The sequence below is a fragment of the Acetobacter indonesiensis genome (assembly GCF_000963945.1).
GTDB lineage: Bacteria > Pseudomonadota > Alphaproteobacteria > Acetobacterales > Acetobacteraceae > Acetobacter > Acetobacter indonesiensis.
In genome coordinates, this window is record NZ_BAMW01000059.1 from 23481 (window position 1) to 40951 (window position 17471).

Annotated in this window: 13 protein-coding genes; 5 read left to right on the forward strand and 8 right to left on the reverse strand. The window is 56.4% G+C overall.

What is annotated here, in order from left to right; translation table 11 throughout:
• The first annotated feature begins 108 nt into the window (after nt 1-108).
• A complete protein-coding gene (locus Abin_RS13400) occupies nt 109-849 on the forward strand; it encodes an NAD-dependent deacylase (protein WP_048847831.1) in 741 nt (246 codons plus the stop codon).
• Nucleotides 846-1472, forward strand: a complete 627-nt coding sequence (locus tag Abin_RS13405; RefSeq protein WP_084593653.1) for a uracil-DNA glycosylase family protein — start codon at nt 846-848, stop codon at nt 1470-1472. The genes Abin_RS13400 and Abin_RS13405 overlap by 4 nt, the downstream gene beginning before the upstream one ends.
• Nucleotides 1473-1615: 143 nt before the next feature.
• Here the strand turns inward: Abin_RS13405 and Abin_RS13410 are convergent, their stop codons facing one another.
• From Abin_RS13410 to Abin_RS13445, 8 genes are all read right to left on the reverse strand, one after another.
• Nucleotides 1616-2857, reverse strand: coding sequence for a glycerate kinase type-2 family protein (locus tag Abin_RS13410; RefSeq protein ID WP_255319386.1), 1242 nt, complete (start codon nt 2855-2857; stop codon nt 1616-1618).
• A 340-nt stretch (nt 2858-3197) separates the two neighbouring features.
• Nucleotides 3198-4055, reverse strand: a complete 858-nt coding sequence (gene nadC, locus Abin_RS13415; RefSeq protein WP_048847776.1) for a carboxylating nicotinate-nucleotide diphosphorylase — start codon at nt 4053-4055, stop codon at nt 3198-3200.
• Nucleotides 4056-4129: 74 nt separating this feature from the next.
• Nucleotides 4130-5122, reverse strand: coding sequence for a quinolinate synthase NadA (gene nadA / locus Abin_RS13420; RefSeq protein WP_048847778.1), 993 nt, complete (start codon nt 5120-5122; stop codon nt 4130-4132).
• Between the two features lie 204 nt (nt 5123-5326).
• Nucleotides 5327-7582 carry an FUSC family protein gene (locus tag Abin_RS13425; protein WP_048847780.1) on the reverse strand — a complete coding sequence of 752 codons (2256 nt, stop codon included), beginning with the start codon at nt 7580-7582 and terminating at the stop codon, nt 5327-5329.
• A 142-nt stretch (nt 7583-7724) separates the two neighbouring features.
• The gene (locus tag Abin_RS13430; RefSeq protein WP_048847782.1) at nt 7725-8258 is read right to left on the reverse strand and encodes an adenine phosphoribosyltransferase; all 534 of its coding nucleotides are present in this window, start codon (nt 8256-8258) and stop codon (nt 7725-7727) included.
• Between the two features lie 167 nt (nt 8259-8425).
• Nucleotides 8426-10666: an ATP-binding protein gene (locus Abin_RS13435; protein WP_048847784.1), complete on the reverse strand. Its 2241-nt coding sequence runs from the start codon at nt 10664-10666 to the stop codon at nt 8426-8428.
• Nucleotides 10667-10797: 131 nt separating this feature from the next.
• Nucleotides 10798-12078, reverse strand: a complete 1281-nt coding sequence (locus tag Abin_RS13440) for a multidrug effflux MFS transporter (protein ID WP_048847786.1) — start codon at nt 12076-12078, stop codon at nt 10798-10800.
• A gap of 132 nt (nt 12079-12210) precedes the next feature.
• A complete protein-coding gene (locus tag Abin_RS13445) occupies nt 12211-12927 on the reverse strand; it encodes a TVP38/TMEM64 family protein (protein WP_048847788.1) in 717 nt (238 codons plus the stop codon).
• A 117-nt stretch (nt 12928-13044) separates the two neighbouring features.
• Between Abin_RS13445 and Abin_RS13450 the strand changes: the two genes are divergently transcribed.
• The 3 genes from Abin_RS13450 (at nt 13045) to Abin_RS13460 (ending at nt 17320) form a co-directional block, all read left to right on the forward strand.
• A complete protein-coding gene (locus Abin_RS13450) occupies nt 13045-14091 on the forward strand; it encodes a COX15/CtaA family protein (RefSeq protein WP_086613123.1) in 1047 nt (348 codons plus the stop codon).
• Nucleotides 14092-14428: 337 nt separating this feature from the next.
• A complete protein-coding gene (locus tag Abin_RS13455) occupies nt 14429-16015 on the forward strand; it encodes a 2-isopropylmalate synthase (protein ID WP_048847792.1) in 1587 nt (528 codons plus the stop codon).
• A 258-nt stretch (nt 16016-16273) separates the two neighbouring features.
• The gene (locus Abin_RS13460) at nt 16274-17320 is read left to right on the forward strand and encodes a rod shape-determining protein (protein ID WP_048847794.1); all 1047 of its coding nucleotides are present in this window, start codon (nt 16274-16276) and stop codon (nt 17318-17320) included.
• The last annotated feature ends 151 nt before the right edge of the window (nt 17321-17471 follow it).

A 17471-nucleotide genomic window follows, 5' to 3' on the forward strand; every position in this document is an offset into this window, starting at 1 on the left:
ACCGGAGCGAGGGTTCTGCAAAAAACACCGCGGTGGCAGCATCGCGGTGTTTTTTTATGCGCCAGTCAGGTTCTTGTTAAAACACGCCCGGCACCACATATGCTGGGTATGAGTGACTTGCCCCCCGCCTTTTTTGCTGAACGGATTGTCATTCTGACAGGTGCAGGCATCAGTCAGGAATCAGGCCTTGCGACATTTCGGGACGAAGGCGGATTATGGGCGGCACACGCGATTGAAGATGTTTGTACACCAGAAGGCTTTTTGCGAAACCCGGCTTTGGTTGATGATTTTTACAATCAGCGTCGTAGGGAAGTACAGTCAGCACAACCGAATGCCGCCCACAATGCTCTGGCGGATTTAGAAGCCGCATTCCAGACGCATCATGGCGAAAAATACATCGACCACTTTCTGCTGATTACCCAGAACATAGACCCCTTACATGAAAGGGCGGGAAGTAGATCTCTGGTGCATATGCATGGAGAACTTGAACGTGTTTTGTGCAAGACATGCCAAAAAACATTCGCTTGGGTAGATGACTGCCTGCCAGACACACCATGCCCCCACTGCCAGCACAACACCTTACGGCCGGATGTCGTCTGGTTTGGGGAGATGCCTTACCACATGACCAGAATTGAAAAAGCACTGGCAGAGTGCACTCTGTTTGTTGCCATAGGCACATCAGCCACGGTCTGGCCTGCTGCCGGGTTTGTGCAGACAGCGTCTCATCACGCCCATACGGTTGAATTGAATCTTGCGCCCTCGGGGGCATCTGGGCTGTTTGATGAAGTGCTCTATGGCCCAGCGACAAAAATTGTACCGCGCTATGTAAAAGGACTGGCGCAAGCATGAAAACGCTTTTTGCCACGCCGCACGTTACACAAGCAGATATCACTGATGAGGCTGTTTCCTGCTTTCTGAAAGAAATCAGAAACTGCAAAGCCTGTGCCGGAAAACTCCCTTTTGCGCCTCGCCCCGTTATTAATTTCTCACCCAAAGCGCGTATTCTGATTGCAGGGCAAGCGCCCGGTACGCGCGTGCATGAAACAGGTATTCCGTTTAACGACGCATCCGGTGAGCGTTTGCGGGCATGGTTAAATATGGACCGCTCTCTTTTTTACGATAAAGAGCAAATTGCCATTGTCCCTATGGGGTTATGTTATCCTGGTGTTCTACCAAAGGGGGGAGATAGACCACCGCCACCTGAATGTGCGTCTTTATGGCGGGATCGTATCCTCTCCTTTCTTCCCAATATTCAGCTTACGCTTCTGGTTGGCTCCTATTCGCAGAACCACACGCTTGGGAAAGGAAAAGTGTATGATCGAACTTTGAATTTTGAACATTATCTACCGGATTACTTTCCCCTTCCGCACCCATCATGGCGTACAGGCGCATGGGAACGAAGTACACCGGAGTTTCAGGAACGCGTTATCCCAGCACTCCGAAAACAGGTTGAAACAATTCTTAAACAGTAATGTCTTTCTTACTTGGAAAACCATTTACTGAAAAATATTCTTATGATTTTTTATTAATTATTCAGAAATTTTGGCTTTAGATATTCAGCATTCACACCGAAGTGCCGGAAAGAAGTAAACGTGCTTCCTTCCGGCGGCCATGTTTACAGCACAAGAAGAATACGAATGTCATTCACGTTGGTCAGCGTCGGCCCCGTAATAACAAGATCACCAATTTCCTTGAAATAGCTATAGCTATCATGTCTTTTTAGAAAGTCTTCTGCACTGACACCGGCTTTTTCACCACGCGCCAGAGTGTCTGGTGTGACAATAGCACCCGCCGCATCTTCCGTGCCGTCTATGCCATCGCTATCACCAGCCATCGCCCAGATACCGCTTTCTCCACCAAGCGCCTGCGCACAGGCCAAAAGAAATTCCGTATTGCGTCCACCCCTGCCAGGGGTTTCGCCTTTTTTGATGGTAACCGTTGTTTCACCGCCGCTCAACAAAACAGCCGGGGCTGAAACAGGCACGTCATGTTGTTTTACAGAACGAGCAATTCCTGAAAAAACAATACCAGCTGAACAACTTTCACCTTCAATTGCATCCCCTAAAATGACAGGCGTAACGCCTGCTTTGCGGGCAACATCCGCAGCGGCCTGAAGCGCCATGAACGGGGTTGCAATCATGGTCAGGCTATTACCCTCTGCCACAGCAGGCGTATCCTGCCGCGCATGGTCGGCTTCACGCTTTAAAAGCGCCAAGGCCGAGTCAGGGAGCGTCAGGTCATATTTACGAACAATACGCAGGGCATCTAACGCAGTTGTCTGGTCGGGCACTGTTGCGCCGCTGGCTATAACGGATGGATCATCACCTGGCACATCGCTGATAACGAATGTTGCCACCCGTGCGGGGTATGCAGCCTGCGCCAGACGTCCCCCCTTGATTGCTGAAAGATGACGGCGAACAGTATTCATTTCCGTAATCGTTGCGCCTGAATGAAGCAAATCTTTTCCAATCTGCTTTTTTTCTTCAAGCGTAATGCCCTCAGCTGGCAGAGAAAGAAGGGATGATCCCCCTCCTGAAATCAGAGCAATCACCAGATCATCCGGCCCCAACCCGTCAACGGCTTTCAGAATGGCGCGCGCAGCCTGCTCGCTCCGTTCATCAGGTACAGGGTGAGACGCTTCCAGAATGGTAATATGCTGGGTAGGGACAGCATGCTCGTCACGCGTTACGACAACGCCTTCCAGCGTGACATCGGGCCACGCAGCCTCCAGCGCTGCTGCCATGGCGGCAGAGGCCTTTCCTGCCCCGACCACAACACATCTGCCTGTTGGCTTTTCCGGTAGTGCCTGTGCCAACACCTGGGATGGGCTGGCACTCGCAACGGCGGCATCAAACATTTCCCGCAGAAAAGCTCTGGCTCGTTCTGCCGACCATTCCGCGCTGTTTTGGTCACCATTGGATGCAGTAACGGGCACAGACACACCATCAGACATCAAAACTCTCCCTTTCCGGTATTTTTCTTTTTCTCGAGAGACTGAACATTCGCGTTGTTATGACAGTCGATGACCCTTTTTAACGCGAGAACCGAATGGCGACGTTAAAAACCATTATAAAAAGGCAATTTCTATCTTTCACCTTTCTGTGATGGTCTCTTCTACAACTTGCTGTCTCTATGGATGGAGGACGGCTACGCTAACAGCCACTCCTCCTTCTGCAACTGAACAGTCTGGTTCGCCTCTAAAGAAGTGTTTCGAAGTCCAGTCCGAAATCAAGGGCTTTGACTGAATGGGTCAGCCATCCCACAGACAGCAGATCGACCCCTGTTTGCGCTATGGCGGAGGCAGTCTGCGGGGTAATGCCGCCCGAGGCTTCTGTCAGCAGGCGCCCCTCAATCATGGTCACACAGGTGCGCAAATCAGCAAGGGACATATTATCCAGCAAGACGGCATCAACCTTTTCACCGGCTAGAAGCTCCCGCAGTTGGTCGGGCGTATCCACTTCCACTTCAATTTTCACCATATGCCCGGCAGCGGCACGGGCGCGGGCCACGGCGGTCTGCACACTGCCCGCCAACGCAATATGATTATCTTTAATCAGAATGGCATCATCCAGCCCCAACCGATGACTAACCCCGCCGCCTGCCCGCACCGCGTATTTCTGAATAGCGCGCAAGCCCGGCAGCGTTTTGCGTGTGCAGCACAGCCGCGCTTTTGTACCCGCCATCCCCTGCACAATAGCCGCCGTAGCCGTGGCAATACCGCTAAGATGCGACAAAAAATTCAGCCCGACGCGCTCGCCGGTCAAAATAGAGCGTGCGCTCCCTTCCACGGTCGCCACGACATCATCGGGCGCAAGCTGTTCACCCTCCGCCTTGAGGCGCTGAAAAGTCAGAGACGGGTCGATCAGATGGAAAGATAACCGGGCGAGATCAAGCCCCGCCAGAACCCCAGCCTCGCGGCTGCGCATGACCACGCGCACTCTGTCTTCTGCGCCAATAACAGCGTTGGTGGTCAGGTCTCCCCCGCGCCCCAGATCTTCCAGAAGGCCCGCACGCACCAGTGGTTCCAACATAATATCCGGCAGGGACGGCACCATCAGGCTTTCTCCAGTTCAGGCTCGCAGACGCTTAGACAACAGACAGTGGGGTTCAGTGACCAATCAGGACGATATTAAACCGCCAACATCCGCTCAATCGACAACCGGGCGCGGTCAGCTATTGCAGGGTCAACCTCAACCCTCACTTCCATCTGTTCCAATGCCTTGCGGATGGAGGACAGCGTTATCCGCTTCATATGCGGGCACAGGTTACAGGGACGAACAAGGTCAACTTCGGGGTGCAGGGCCGCCAGATTATCGCTCATGGAACATTCGGTCACCAGCAACACGCGGGATGCTTTGCCTGACGCCACGAAGTCTGACATGCCTGCGGTTGACCCGGCAAAATCTGCTTCCGCCACGACTTCTGGCGGGCATTCAGGGTGCGCCAGCACAACCAGATCGGGGTAGGCTTTACGCCATTCGCGGATTTCCTGCGGGGTGAAGCGTTCATGCACTTCACAATGTCCCTTCCATGTAATGACTTTGACCCCGGTTTCATTGGCCACATTCTGGGCCAGAAATTCATCAGGGATCATAATCACTTCATCCACACCCAGACTTTCAATGACTTTTCGGGCGTTGCCGGATGTGCAGCAAATGTCGCTTTCGGCTTTTACGGCGGCAGAGGTATTCACGTAGGTCACCACCGGCACACCGGGATACCGCTGGCGCATCAGCCGCACGTCTTCTGCCGTGATGGATTCAGCCAGAGAACACCCGGCCTGGGCAGATGGAAGCAGAACCGTTTTAGACGGATTCAACAGTTTGGACGTTTCGGCCATGAACTCGACGCCTGCCATGACCATGATATCGGCTTCGACTTCCTGCGCCTTTCGGGCCAATGCAAGGGAGTCGCCCGTAATGTCAGCAACACAATGGAAGATTTCTGGCGTCTGATAATTATGCGCCAGAATAACCGCGTTATGTTTCTGCTTCAGCTCCAGAATGGCCGCAATATCCTCGGCAAAGGCGGGCCATTCCATTGCGGGAATGACGTGGCGCACGCGGTCATACATGGCATCTGCACGGTCTTGCCACACGGATGAGTCGGGAAACCGGATCATATGTTCTTATCCAACCGCAGGAATGGGGGGCGCATCAGTCTTTACGGGAACAAATCATTCAGGGCCATCTTCTCTTCCCCTTCGCTTAGTGGGGGCGAGAAATACGAAAGCCCGGACCCTAACCGCACCGGCCGCTGATCTGTAGGGTCAATAGCAGGGCTGGCCCACACATATGTGTGAAGCACCCCCGCTCAATGCCAGAGCCTATGAGCCTGCTGCGGTCTTTTTTTCTGGAAAAGCCTGATCGAGATAAGGCGAGGACGCATCAAAAAAAGCCTGATTTTGCGCCAGCTCCGTTTCGATCACTCGCAGGCTGGCCAAAGCCCGCAGCATCTCCACCCGCACCGAAAGATTGGTCTCGCTCTGCTCACGCTGCACCAGATACAGCACGGCCAGATGCGTTGCCCGTGATGTACGGCCATACTGACCACCATACCGGCCCGTAAAACGCTGCATGCGGTTCATCATCGCTTGAGTGGCCCGCTGTGCGCCGGGTGGCAGTACGCCGCGCGCCAGAATATGACGCAGGCGCAGCACGTTCAGCCCGATTGTCATGCTGGACAGCACGCCACTAAGATAACTTTCCAGAACATACGATTTTCTGCCGCCCGTCATGGAAGACAGACGCACAAAATTATCCACGCCACGCCCCACAACCTCGGCTGGCAAAGGGGGTGTACGCCACGCGGCCAAATGACGTAGCCAGCGCAGAATATCCAGCCGCATGTCCCACCGCAGGCCATCAGGGTCAAACGGCAGAAAGACGCGATACATCCACATGGCAAATATCATGGCCAGCAACAGCGGCAGTGCCGTATTGAAATACAGGATTTCATCCATACGGCCCTGATTGAGAGGCCCAACCAGAATGGGCAAAAACAGATTATACGCCACGGCCGCCAGAACCAGCGGCACATAGGCAAACGCCAAACCACCCAGAAGCATGGGAATGGACAGGCACATGGCCAGCATCTCATACGTTGTAGGCTGCGCCATGACCCACAGGTCCAGCAATCCGCACATGCCAATAACGCACACCGTGCCGTGCAAAAAAGCCTGCGTTGCCACTGCCGGTTGTTCCAGCGTGGAGAACAGAGCGCAGACAATGGCGACAAACATCATGAACGTCAGGCCATCGGGCCATGCTGTAGCCACCCAGATCAACCCGGAACAGAAAATGGTGACAGACGCCCGCAAGCTGTTGGTAAATGCCACCCGCCAGTCACGATAAGTCCGCATCCCATAGCGAAAATGATCATGCGGCTGCGGGTTGCGGCTCATTTCAAACTGCTCAAGCGAAAGACGCAGTTCATCAAGCATTTCGCTAAGTTTATGAAGAAGCTGCCCTTCGCGGGAAAGCGCACGTTCCAGTGGCAGATCAACCGGCGGATGCGTGGCTGCCACCATTTCGTCTTCCAGACTGGTGGCAGCCAGTTCGCGGCAGGTGGAATCAAGCAGGGTCAGGTCATTCAACACAGGCTGAATGGGTTGGCCATTCCCCAACCTGTCTGGCAGGTTTTTCAGAAAGCTACCGACCTGCACAGAAACATCCTGATAATGGGTGCCTTGGCTATTGGGCACAGCCAGCAGGGCGGACAGTTCCATACCGCGTGACATCAGCACCGTCATGGCGGCCAAAGCCGCACGGGCGTGGTCGCCTTCATGCTGGTGTTTGCCCATCTCAATTTCAGCAAACTCCACCTGATCGCTTAATGTCAGGATAGTGCCAAACACATCGGGCGAGTGGGTGACAGCCTGCCGGTCTCCGCGCAGCATATTGACCAGTGCGCGGGTGGCACCGCCTAACGCCTGTACAAAATTGGTCGCCAGCCGGTTTCTGGCCCGGTTTTCAAGCCGATACTGAAACAGGGACGAAATTGTGGTTTCAATAACAATGCCCAACGTAATATACGTTGCACGCGCCATGGCAATTTCAAAAATATGGTCCGGTGCCAGAACACCATCCAGCGCAATAATGGCGTAGGTAAAACCGGACGCCCGCATGCCGTGAATACGGTAGTTGGTCATGGCGGCAGGGCCGGGCAGCAACGTGCCAACAAAGCAGAATGCCCCGATACCACCTGCCAGACACAACAGATACAACAGTGGTGCCTGCGGCATACAGGCCACAAGCACAATGGCGCAGAGAGTACCCACCACCATGCCGAACATATGCCAGCGCGCTTTGGCGATGGATTTACCGCGCGTGCCCTGTGCAACCATCCAGACGGTCAGGGCTGCCCATTGCGGACTGCCCAGTTCCCACCACAACGCAATTCCCAGCGCGATAAGAGAGGAGATGGTTGTGCGCAGAGCATACCCGAAGGACAGCAGGTCAGGCGCTATCAACCAGCGAAAATGGTCCAGCTTGCGCGGCGGCCCGTTGCCCAGCAGGGTTTGCCGGGTCATAGCCGCCAGAGCCTGATAAAACTGGCTCAAAGACAAAGCTGCACTTCTCATGCAGCCAGCCGCCAGCCATTACGGGTCAGTAATCCTGCCATAGGGGTTACATACCCTATGGCAGCAGAAAACAGTATTCACACCTCGTATGCTCTGCCTGCCTAGATCAGACAGTCAAATAGCGGTGTGCCTTCTGTGGAAGTCAGTCTTCGTAGGAGACGAGGCTTTTGACAGGCACATCCAGCTTATCACGGCCACCCAGACCGGTCAGTTCGACCAGCAAAGACGCGCCAACCACGTTTGCACCAGCCTTACGCAGCAGCGTGACAGAAGCTGACAGAGTACCGCCTGTTGCCAGCAGATCATCCATAACCACAACGCGTTGGCCAGGTTTGATAGCGTCATCCTGAATCTGAAGCGTATCGCTCCCGTATTCCAGATCGTACGTGTGCGAGATTGTGCCACCCGGCAGTTTGCCCGGTTTACGCAGCATCAGCAGCCCGCAACCAAGACGGTCAGCCAGCGGCGCGGCAGTCAGAAACCCGCGGGATTCGACAGCTGCCAGCATGTCAGGCTCCCACGGCGCAATCTGGCGGGCAAGGCGACCCATGGCAATCTGCCACGCATCGGGTTCACGCATCAGGGTGGAGATATCGTAAAACAGGATACCGGGTTTGGGGAAATCCGGAATATTCCGAATATAACGCTTCAGGTCGATCTCCTCGCGCTTCGTCATGTTCCGTGATCTTCCTTTCTGCTGTGCGGCACGCCGGTTCTGCACCCGCAGCCCCCTGAACGACCTGTTTTACTCTGCCTTTTCCGGCCCTGTACCAAAGCCCGTGCGGCAACCGGCACCCGCTCTAGCCTGCGGTGCCTGCGTTGGGCAAGAGAGAACAGACGCTATCAGACGTCTGCCCGCGCCCCCAGAGCCGAGGTAACAGCTTGCATCAACCCATCCCGCCGGAACGGTTTGGCCAGAAGACGCGCCCCCTCCACCGCGCCGGGGGGGCTGGGACTGTCTGGGGTCAGGTCGCCCGACATATAGACCACGGCCATATCCTGATATCGTCCAGCCAGCACGCGGGAGAGAGTGATGCCATCAAGCGGGCCGGGTAATTGCAGATCTGTCACCAGCAGATCAAGCTTGCCTTCCGCCGCAGCGGCGACATCAAACGCCTGTTCTCCGTCCCCGGCTTCCAGAACGCGATGACCCGCCATGCTTAAGATAGTGACAACAATATCGCGAATCGCGGCATCGTCTTCGACCACCAGCACCTGAAGTTGGCGCGATTCGGGGCAGGCAACAGCTTGCGCGGGGCGGGGTAAAGCAACTTCTGGCATGTCCATGCAGTCAACAGCACGCGGCAGCCACAAAGAAACCTCCGTCCCACGGGCACCGCCTGTTGCCACCACAACCCGGCCTTTCACCTGCTGTGAAAACGCCAGCACCATGGCCATCCCCAACCCGGTGCCTGCCCCTTCTTCCTTGGTGGTGAAAAAGGGTTCGAACAGATGATGCAGAACCTCATCGGTCATGCCGGAGCCACTATCGATAACATCCAGCCGCACCCAGTCACCCGCCGGGAGCGGTGTCGGGTCAGAGATAACGCGTCGATTCCGGCCGCCTTCTACCGGCAGACTCATAAGATCCGCATTGACCGAGAACGTGACGTTGCGTGCAACAATGCGCAGTCGGCCGCCGGTCGGCATGGCATCACGCGCATTGATCGCCAGATTCAGCACAGCACTTTCAAGTTGTGCCGGGTCAGCCCGCACGGTCCAGATATCCGAACCATCGCCACATTCCACAACAATCCGCGGCCCGATAATACGCCCCAGCAGGCCACCCAGAAAAGAGAACAGATCTGACAGGGACAACGAATCCGGCGTCGTGCTCTGGCGGCGCATAAACGACAGTAACTGGCCGGTCAGCGCTTCCGATCGGCGGCCAGCATGGGTTGCGGCAGACAGATATTCCTGCCGCTGCTCTACATGCTCTGGCTGGTCGTGATCAGCCGCAAGTTCCAGATTACCCAGAATAACAGTCAGCAGATTTTTGAAATCATGCGCAATACCGGCTGTCAGTTGCCCAAGGGCACGCAGTTTCTGGGCTTCACCCAGCGCGCGCTCGCTCCGCAGCCGCAGGCTGATATCAGCGGCTGTCAGCACAAAGCCTCTGCGCCCTGCCGCGCCATCGGGGGCAAAAAATAGTGTGCGGCACAATTCAAGGTCAGCGCCGTTCATGCCTTTGCATTCCACCACCACTGGCGGCGCTTGCTCCCCAAGCGACAGGCTGGCCTCAATATGATCAAAAGGTTCAAGCAGCGGCACGCCCCCCACAACAAGCGTGGAACTGAGAGCATCATAGGGCAGGCCAAATTTGAAAAAATCTTTCTCAAGCCCCAGCACTGTGGCCAGTTGTTCGTTCCAGTGCCACAGGCGGCCATCTGCACCGAACACCGCTACACCAAGGCTAAGGCTATCAAGCGTGGCGCGAAGCCGCAGCGCCAGATCACGCGAGGAGGCCTCGGCTCGAGCCGCGGCCAGCGACGAGCGATCAAGCACCCAGCCTGCCGAAATCAGACTGAGCACACCCGTCAGAATACCCAGCAGCCCCAGACGACGTTGCCAGCTTGTATTGCGCAGCATGTTCGCCACACGATCAGCCTGATCGAGCGTGCTGACACGGCTGAGAACGGACAGGTTATCATCCAGACGGGTTAAAACCTGCTCACCTGCTGCCGGAATAGCCGTAACATCGGGCTTCCAGGATGCAATCTGCTGAAGGGCTTCCTCTACCGCTTTCAGCGGTTCGGCACGCCCCACGCCTTCGCGTTCATGCACAATGCGAAACGCTGTGTAGCCACTGCGGTCTTCCGCCAACTGGGTTACAGCACGGGCATAGCAGGTGGCATCAGCGGGCTGTTTGCGGGCCAGCCAGCCGTAATAGCAGATTCGGGCCTCACTGGTGGCATGGTGCAGATTGCGCAGATAGCTGCCCGCAGCCGTGCTTTGCCGGTCAAGGTCACCATGGCGGGCCATTTCATTGCCCAGTTCAATGCCCATTGTACCAAAGGTTACAATCAGCAACCCCGCACCTATCAGTGCCAGAATATGGGCCCGTCTTGCTGGATGCCGTGCCATGGAGGACTAGACTCCCTCTCCCGCCGCAAAAATCAGGACTGTGCAGCCCTGAAGGCATCAGTCAAGATCGCACGCCGTATAACGCCTAGGAATCTCGGGCAATACGGCATGCAGAGAACTGGGCGCGCGGACTACGCAGCGGGGCCTGATACCACCGCAGTCTTGGGGCGCATGGCGCAGACCAGCAACATCATGATTGTGCCAAACAGCATACACCCGGCCATGGGCAGTGCCGACGTGGTGGGGAACATGCCCAGCGCCACACCAGCCAGCGCCCCCAGAATATACTGCATTGTTCCAGCCAGCGCGGCCGCTGCCCCGGCCAGACTTGGGTGATCAGCCAAGGCACCCATCATGGCATTGGGGAAGATAATACCCGTTGGGGCCAACGTCATAAGCATGGCGGCAATAATCAGCCAGATCTGGTCATGCTTCCACGCTGACCCGGCATACCAGTTGCCCCACACCACAATCCCAACCAGCAGCAATGCCCCGGTTACGGCCACCAGCACCGCACCCTGCAACAGCTTGCCAGAATCGATCCGTCCCACAAGCATGCCATTGACCTGAGACGCCCCGATCATGAACACGGAAAACACCCCGAACAGCATGGAAAAATGCAGCGGGGAAAACCCGAATATCTTGATGAACACAAAGGACGCAGCCGTCAGATAGCTGAACTGCATGAAGGTGGAAAAACCCGTGACCATTGCGTGGGACGAAAACCCCCTATCCCGCAGGAGCGTGAGGTAGCGGGTCACCAACGTCATGGGGGAAAGTGCGACGCGCTTTTGAAACGGCAAGGTTTCAGGCAGTACAAACAGCACAAAACAAACGCAGATGGCCCCATAGGCCGCCGATGCCCAGAAAATCACCCGCCATGATGTCATGGCCACAACCAGCCCACCCAGCATGGGGGCCAGAATGGGCACAACGCCCATGACCATAACCAACTGGGACAGCATTTTAGCCCCTGCATTTCTGTCGGGCACCATGTCGCGCACACAGGCCGTTGGAATAACCAGACTGGCCGATGCGCCCAGAGACGCAATAAATCGTGCTATGGAGAACGTCAGGATATCGGGCGCGAAAGCACAGACTGCTGATGCAAGCGCGTAAATCAGATTCCCCACCAGCATCGGCATGCGCCGCCCGTACCGGTCAGACAAGGGCCCAACTGTCATCTGCCCGACGGCCAGCCCGATAAACCAGATGGACAATGTCATCTGCACATTGCCCGCATCGGTATGGAACGCCTGCTCCATGGCCGGGAAGGCTGGCAGATAGATATCGGTTGATATCGGCCCAACGGCTGTCAGAAACCCAAGCAGCAGCGGCACCCAGCGGGGCACGCCTTGCGGAAAAACCGCGCTTGTGGGGACAGATTCGCGCGAGACGGAGGCAGAAGCCATCTGCGGTGCTCCAGAAACAAAATATAGTGTGGAAAGAAAAGAGAAAAAGGAACCGGGACAAAAGAACAGACAGAAAAACGAAAAACAGAAATGCGCTTTTTTGTGTGGCGCTTACCGTAAGACGTGTTGTTTTTACACCGGTCTTTCTGATTTTTCCTGACTCTCCGGCATAAGCGCCGTGATGCGAGCCTTGCGCCAGAGCCACATACCAAAAAGGGCTGACACAATAAACAGCCCTCCGCCAAGCACAGCCTGCCATGTGGCGTCAACCCGGATCCCTGACCCAAGCAGCACCGCCACCAGATTCTGCGGCAGCCCGCCTAGCACGGTTGCTGCGATAAACGGCAGCACCTTCATGCCAGAGACTCCCCCCAGCAAATTCAGCAGCAGTGCAGAACCAACCGGCAACAGGCGCAGGGTAAGGATACTGATAAAGGGTTGTTGACTCAGCATGGCGTCCAGCCGGGCAAACCGTGTCCCCAATCTGGCACGAGCCCAAGCCTGCCCCCCCCAGCGCGCCCAGAAAAACCCGGCCACGCACCCAAGGGTGGAAGCCAGCGTGATCATAAGCGTCCCTTCACCAACACCGTATGCCAGCCCGGCGGCAAACCCGGCAACCTGCCGTGGCAGGCCAAACGCGCACCACAGACTGGCCCCGGCCAGAAACATCATACGGCCCTTTACGCCATCACGCAGCAAAACCGTGCTATCCAGCATATGATGCAGGGCGGGTATGTTGCGCATCAGCAACGCGCCAGCCACCAACAGGCCCAGCATCAACAGCGGGCGCAGAAACCGCGTAACGGGGCTGGTGTCAGAAAGACGGGTGGCACGATCAGGCTGTTCCATCCTCGCGCCGCTAGCATCATCTTGCCCCAAGCCGCAAGCAGGGTCTAAATCCTTGGCATCTGATGTAACACCGCGCAAAAGGCTGTCATGTCTTCCTCCCCCTCGCGTCATGCTGACATGACGCCACGCCACCGCCGCCTGATTTCCAACTGGCTGTTTGTTCTGTGCTTCATGCTGCTGGGCATGATTGCCATTGGGGGCGTGACGCGCCTGACCGGCTCTGGCCTGTCCATTATGGACTGGCAGCCCGTCAGCGGCATTATTCCGCCGCTGTCCCATGCCGAATGGGAGCGATTGTTCGCGCTGTATCAGACTATTCCGCAGTATCATCTTCAACATGAAGGTTTTGGGCTGGAAGGGTTCCAGAAAATTTTCTGGGCAGAGTGGATTCATCGCTTCTGGGGCCGCCTAATGGGGCTGGTGCTTATTGTGCCGCTGGCATGGTTCACCCTGCGCGGCATGATAACGCGTGGCTTGGCCCTGCGGTTGTTCCTGTTCTTTATTCTGGGCGCTTTGCAGGGGGCGATTGGCTGGTTCATGGTGGCGTCCGGCTTCCGGCCTGACAGCACGGCTGTCGAACCCGTGCGTCTGGTGCTGCATCTTAGTGCCGCCCTTATCCTGTATGTCGCCGTGTTATGGACCGCCTTTTCCATCCGCTGGCCTGACCCGCAGCCTGTCGCCAGCAGCGCAAACACCCGCCGCACCAAACTGCTGGTCTGGGCAGGTTTGGGACTGATCTGCGTGACCATCATCGCGGGGGGCTTTACAGCAGGCACGCATGCCGGGTTTGTCTTCAACACCTTCCCACTGATGGACGGACACCTGATCCCCGCCGATTATTCAAACCTGACGCCCTTCTGGCTGAACTGGGTTGAAAACAAGGCCGCCATCCAGTTTGACCATCGCCTGCTGGCTACCCTGACTGCCCTGACCATTGGTGCAATTCTTCTGGTGGGCCTACGGACCACCACGCTTGGCAGTCGGGCCCATAATGCCCTGATGATGCTGGGGTGGGCTGTGCTTATTCAGTATGCGTTGGGGGTTACAACCCTGTTACTGGTTGTGCCCGTCTGGGCCGGGGCCGTACACCAGACCTTTGCTGCCGTGTTGCTGGGGGTCATGCTATATGTGCTGCACACCTTGCGGGGTGCCAGCACGCGCTGATCTTTCTCCTGCATCCCGATACGGGGAAAGCTGATCGGTTTTCCCTTGGTGTCATGCAGGGATTGAGGTTGCTTTTGCTGGCTGAAACTGTATGGTGCCAGCCATGAATTCCGTCTGGTTCACGTCCGAGTCTTTGCACCGTGCCGAAATGGCGTGCGCGGGCGACGTGGCCCTGCGTCTGGACCTTCTCCTTCGACTAATCTGCCCCTGAGCGATCCGGGCGGCTTCATGCTGTCGCGCTTAGGGGACTGACGAACGATTGACCGCATCATTCATGCGGAGCGAGCGGCGCTTAACTGCGCCAGAAACCAGACAGATTTTTCAAGGACAGTTTTTCATGTCAGCCACTCATTCCATTACGCATCCTTCCTTTGGCCAGATGAGCGCCGACCGGGTCATCATTTTTGATACCACCCTGCGCGATGGCGAGCAGTCACCCGGTTTTTCCATGAATCTGGCGGAAAAGCTGCGCATGGCCGAAGCACTGGCTGCGCTGGGTGTGGATGTGATTGAAGCCGGCTTCCCCGTTGCTTCAAAAGGTGATTTTGAATCCGTGCATCAGATTGCCCAGAATACAAAAGGGGCGGTTATCTGCGCACTGGCTCGGACAGGTGGGCCAAAAGACATTGCTGCGGCTGGTGAGGCTCTGGCCCCGGCTGAACGCAAGCGTATCCACAACTTTATTTCCACGTCTCCGCTGCACATGAAATACAAGCTGCGCATGGAGCCGGAAACTGTTCTGGACCTGATTACAACCGGCAACACCGCTGCCCGTAACCTGACGGACGACGTTGAATGGTCTGCGGAAGATGGCTCCCGCACAGACCCGGACTTCCTGTGCCGCTGCGTGGAAGCCGCCATTAAGGCCGGTGCCACCACCATCAACATTCCTGACACGGTCGGTTATGCCACCCCGGAAGACATGGAACGCATTTTCTCCATGCTGATTGAGCGCGTGCCGGGTGCGGACAAGGTTATCTTCTCGGCCCATAACCATAATGATTTGGGTCTGGGTGTTGCCAATACGCTGGCATCTGTGCGCGGCGGGGCCCGTCAGATTGAATGCACCATCAACGGCATTGGTGAACGTGCGGGGAATGCCGCGCTGGAAGAAATTGTCATGGCCATTCGCACACGCCATGACCAATACCCCTTCACAACCGGCATCCACACCCCCAGCCTGCTGAAGCTGTCACGGATGCTGGCCACCATCACCAGCTTTGACGTACAGCCCAACAAGGCGATTGTAGGCCGCAACGCCTTTGCCCACGAAAGTGGTATTCATCAGGATGGCGTGCTGAAAAACGCTGCCACTTATGAAATCATGACCCCGGAAAGCGTTGGCTGGAGCCGTTCCTCCCTGGTCATGGGCAAGCATTCTGGCCGCGCTGCCTTCCGCGACAAGCTGAAAGCACTGGGCTATGCCGATCTGGAAGACGCCAAGCTGAACGATGCGTTTTCGCGCTTCAAGGATCTGGCTGACCGCAAGAAGGTTGTTTACGACGAAGACATTGTCGCACTGGTTGATGATGAAGTGCGCGACAACGACCACATCCGCTTTGGTGCGCTGAGCCTGTCTTCCCAGTCTGGCAAGCCATCAGAAGTTGAACTGACCCTGCAGGTGGATGGCAAAAGCATTTCTGCCAATGCCACTGGCAACGGCCCTGTTGATGCCGCCTTCAATGCCCTGCGCAGCGCCTTCCCCCATGATGCCCGTCTGGCCCTGTTCTCGGTCGGTGCCGTTACAGAAGGCACGGATGCACAGGCCCGCACCACTGTACGGCTGGAAGAAGACGGTAAGATGGTTGATGGTCAGGGTGCTGATGCCGACACCGTTGTTTCTGCCGTGCGGGCTTACGTCCATGCCCTGAACAAACTGCTGGTCAAGCGCACCCGTGCTGAGCCCGAAGCCCTGACAGCCTGACCAGACAAGTCTGGCATCTGACTGCCCCGGCCCAGCCTGTTATAGCAGGGCCGGGGACGCTGCCCTTTTCCCATGTTTTATTCTGCCTGACAGAATAGCAGACTCTTTCCACGCAGTTTATTGCGCAAAGGTCTTGTGTGGCAGGTTGTGCATGGGTAATCCCTGCCCCACATAGTAACGCGATCTCTCCGGGTAATTTTTGTAACGGCTCATGCCCTGACCGATCGCTTGGTGCCGCCTTCAAGCCAGGAGTCCTGGATGTTTTCTCGTCTGCTCGGTCTCATGTCCGCTGACATGGCAATTGACCTGGGTACTGCCAACACCCTCGTTTATGTCAAAGGACGCGGCATTGTCCTCAATGAGCCGTCAGTCGTGGCCATTGCCGAAGTGCGGGGCAAGAAGCAGCTTCTGGCTGTTGGGGAAGAAGCCAAACTGATGGTGGGCCGGACACCGGGCAACATCACCGCTATCCGCCCCATGCGTGACGGCGTGATTGCAGATTTTGATGTTGCGGAAGAAATGATCAAGCATTTCATTCGCAAGGTTCACAACCGGCGCGCGTTTACCAGCCCCCAGATTATTGTGTGCGTGCCCTCCGGCTCTACCGCTGTTGAGCGCCGCGCCATTCAGGAAAGTGCGGAAAGCGCTGGTGCCCGCCGTGTTTTCCTGATTGAGGAACCCATGGCAGCGGCCATTGGGGCTGGCCTGCCGGTTACAGAACCGTCTGGCAGCATGATTGTGGATATCGGTGGCGGCACCACCGAAGTTGCCGTTATTTCTCTGGGTGGCATTGTCTATGCGCGCTCTGTCCGCGTTGGTGGGGACAAGATGGATGAAGCCATCATTTCCTACATTCGACGCACCCATAATCTGCTGATCGGCGAAAGCTCTGCCGAACGGATCAAGATCAAGCTTGGCTCGGCCATGATGCCGGATGACCCGGAAGATCCCGGCCCGTGGCTGGACGTCAAAGGACGCGACCTGATTAACGGTGTGCCCCGTGAAGTTCAGGTTTCGCAGGCCCAGATTGCGGAAAGCCTGATTGAACCTGTCAGCCAGATTGTTGACGCCGTTACCACAGCCCTTGAAAACACGCCGCCTGAACTGGCCGCTGATATTGTGGACAAAGGCATTGTGCTGACAGGCGGCGGTGCGCTTCTGTACCGTCTGAGCGATGTTCTGCGTCTGTCAACGGGCCTGCCGGTTACCGTTGGGGAAGACCCTCTTTCCTGCGTGGCGCTGGGTACTGGTCGCGCGCTGGAGGAAATGAAGCGTCTGCGCAATGTACTGACAACAATGTATTAATGGCCTGTTGTCATGAAATGCGCCTTTAGTCTGATAAAGGCGCATCACCCTTCCGCAATCAGGGAAGGAGAATCACCCGTCGGCAGCGCTGACAGAAAGAAGGTTCATCACGGTTCATGTGGGGTCAGCACGGATACACCCTGAACGCGCA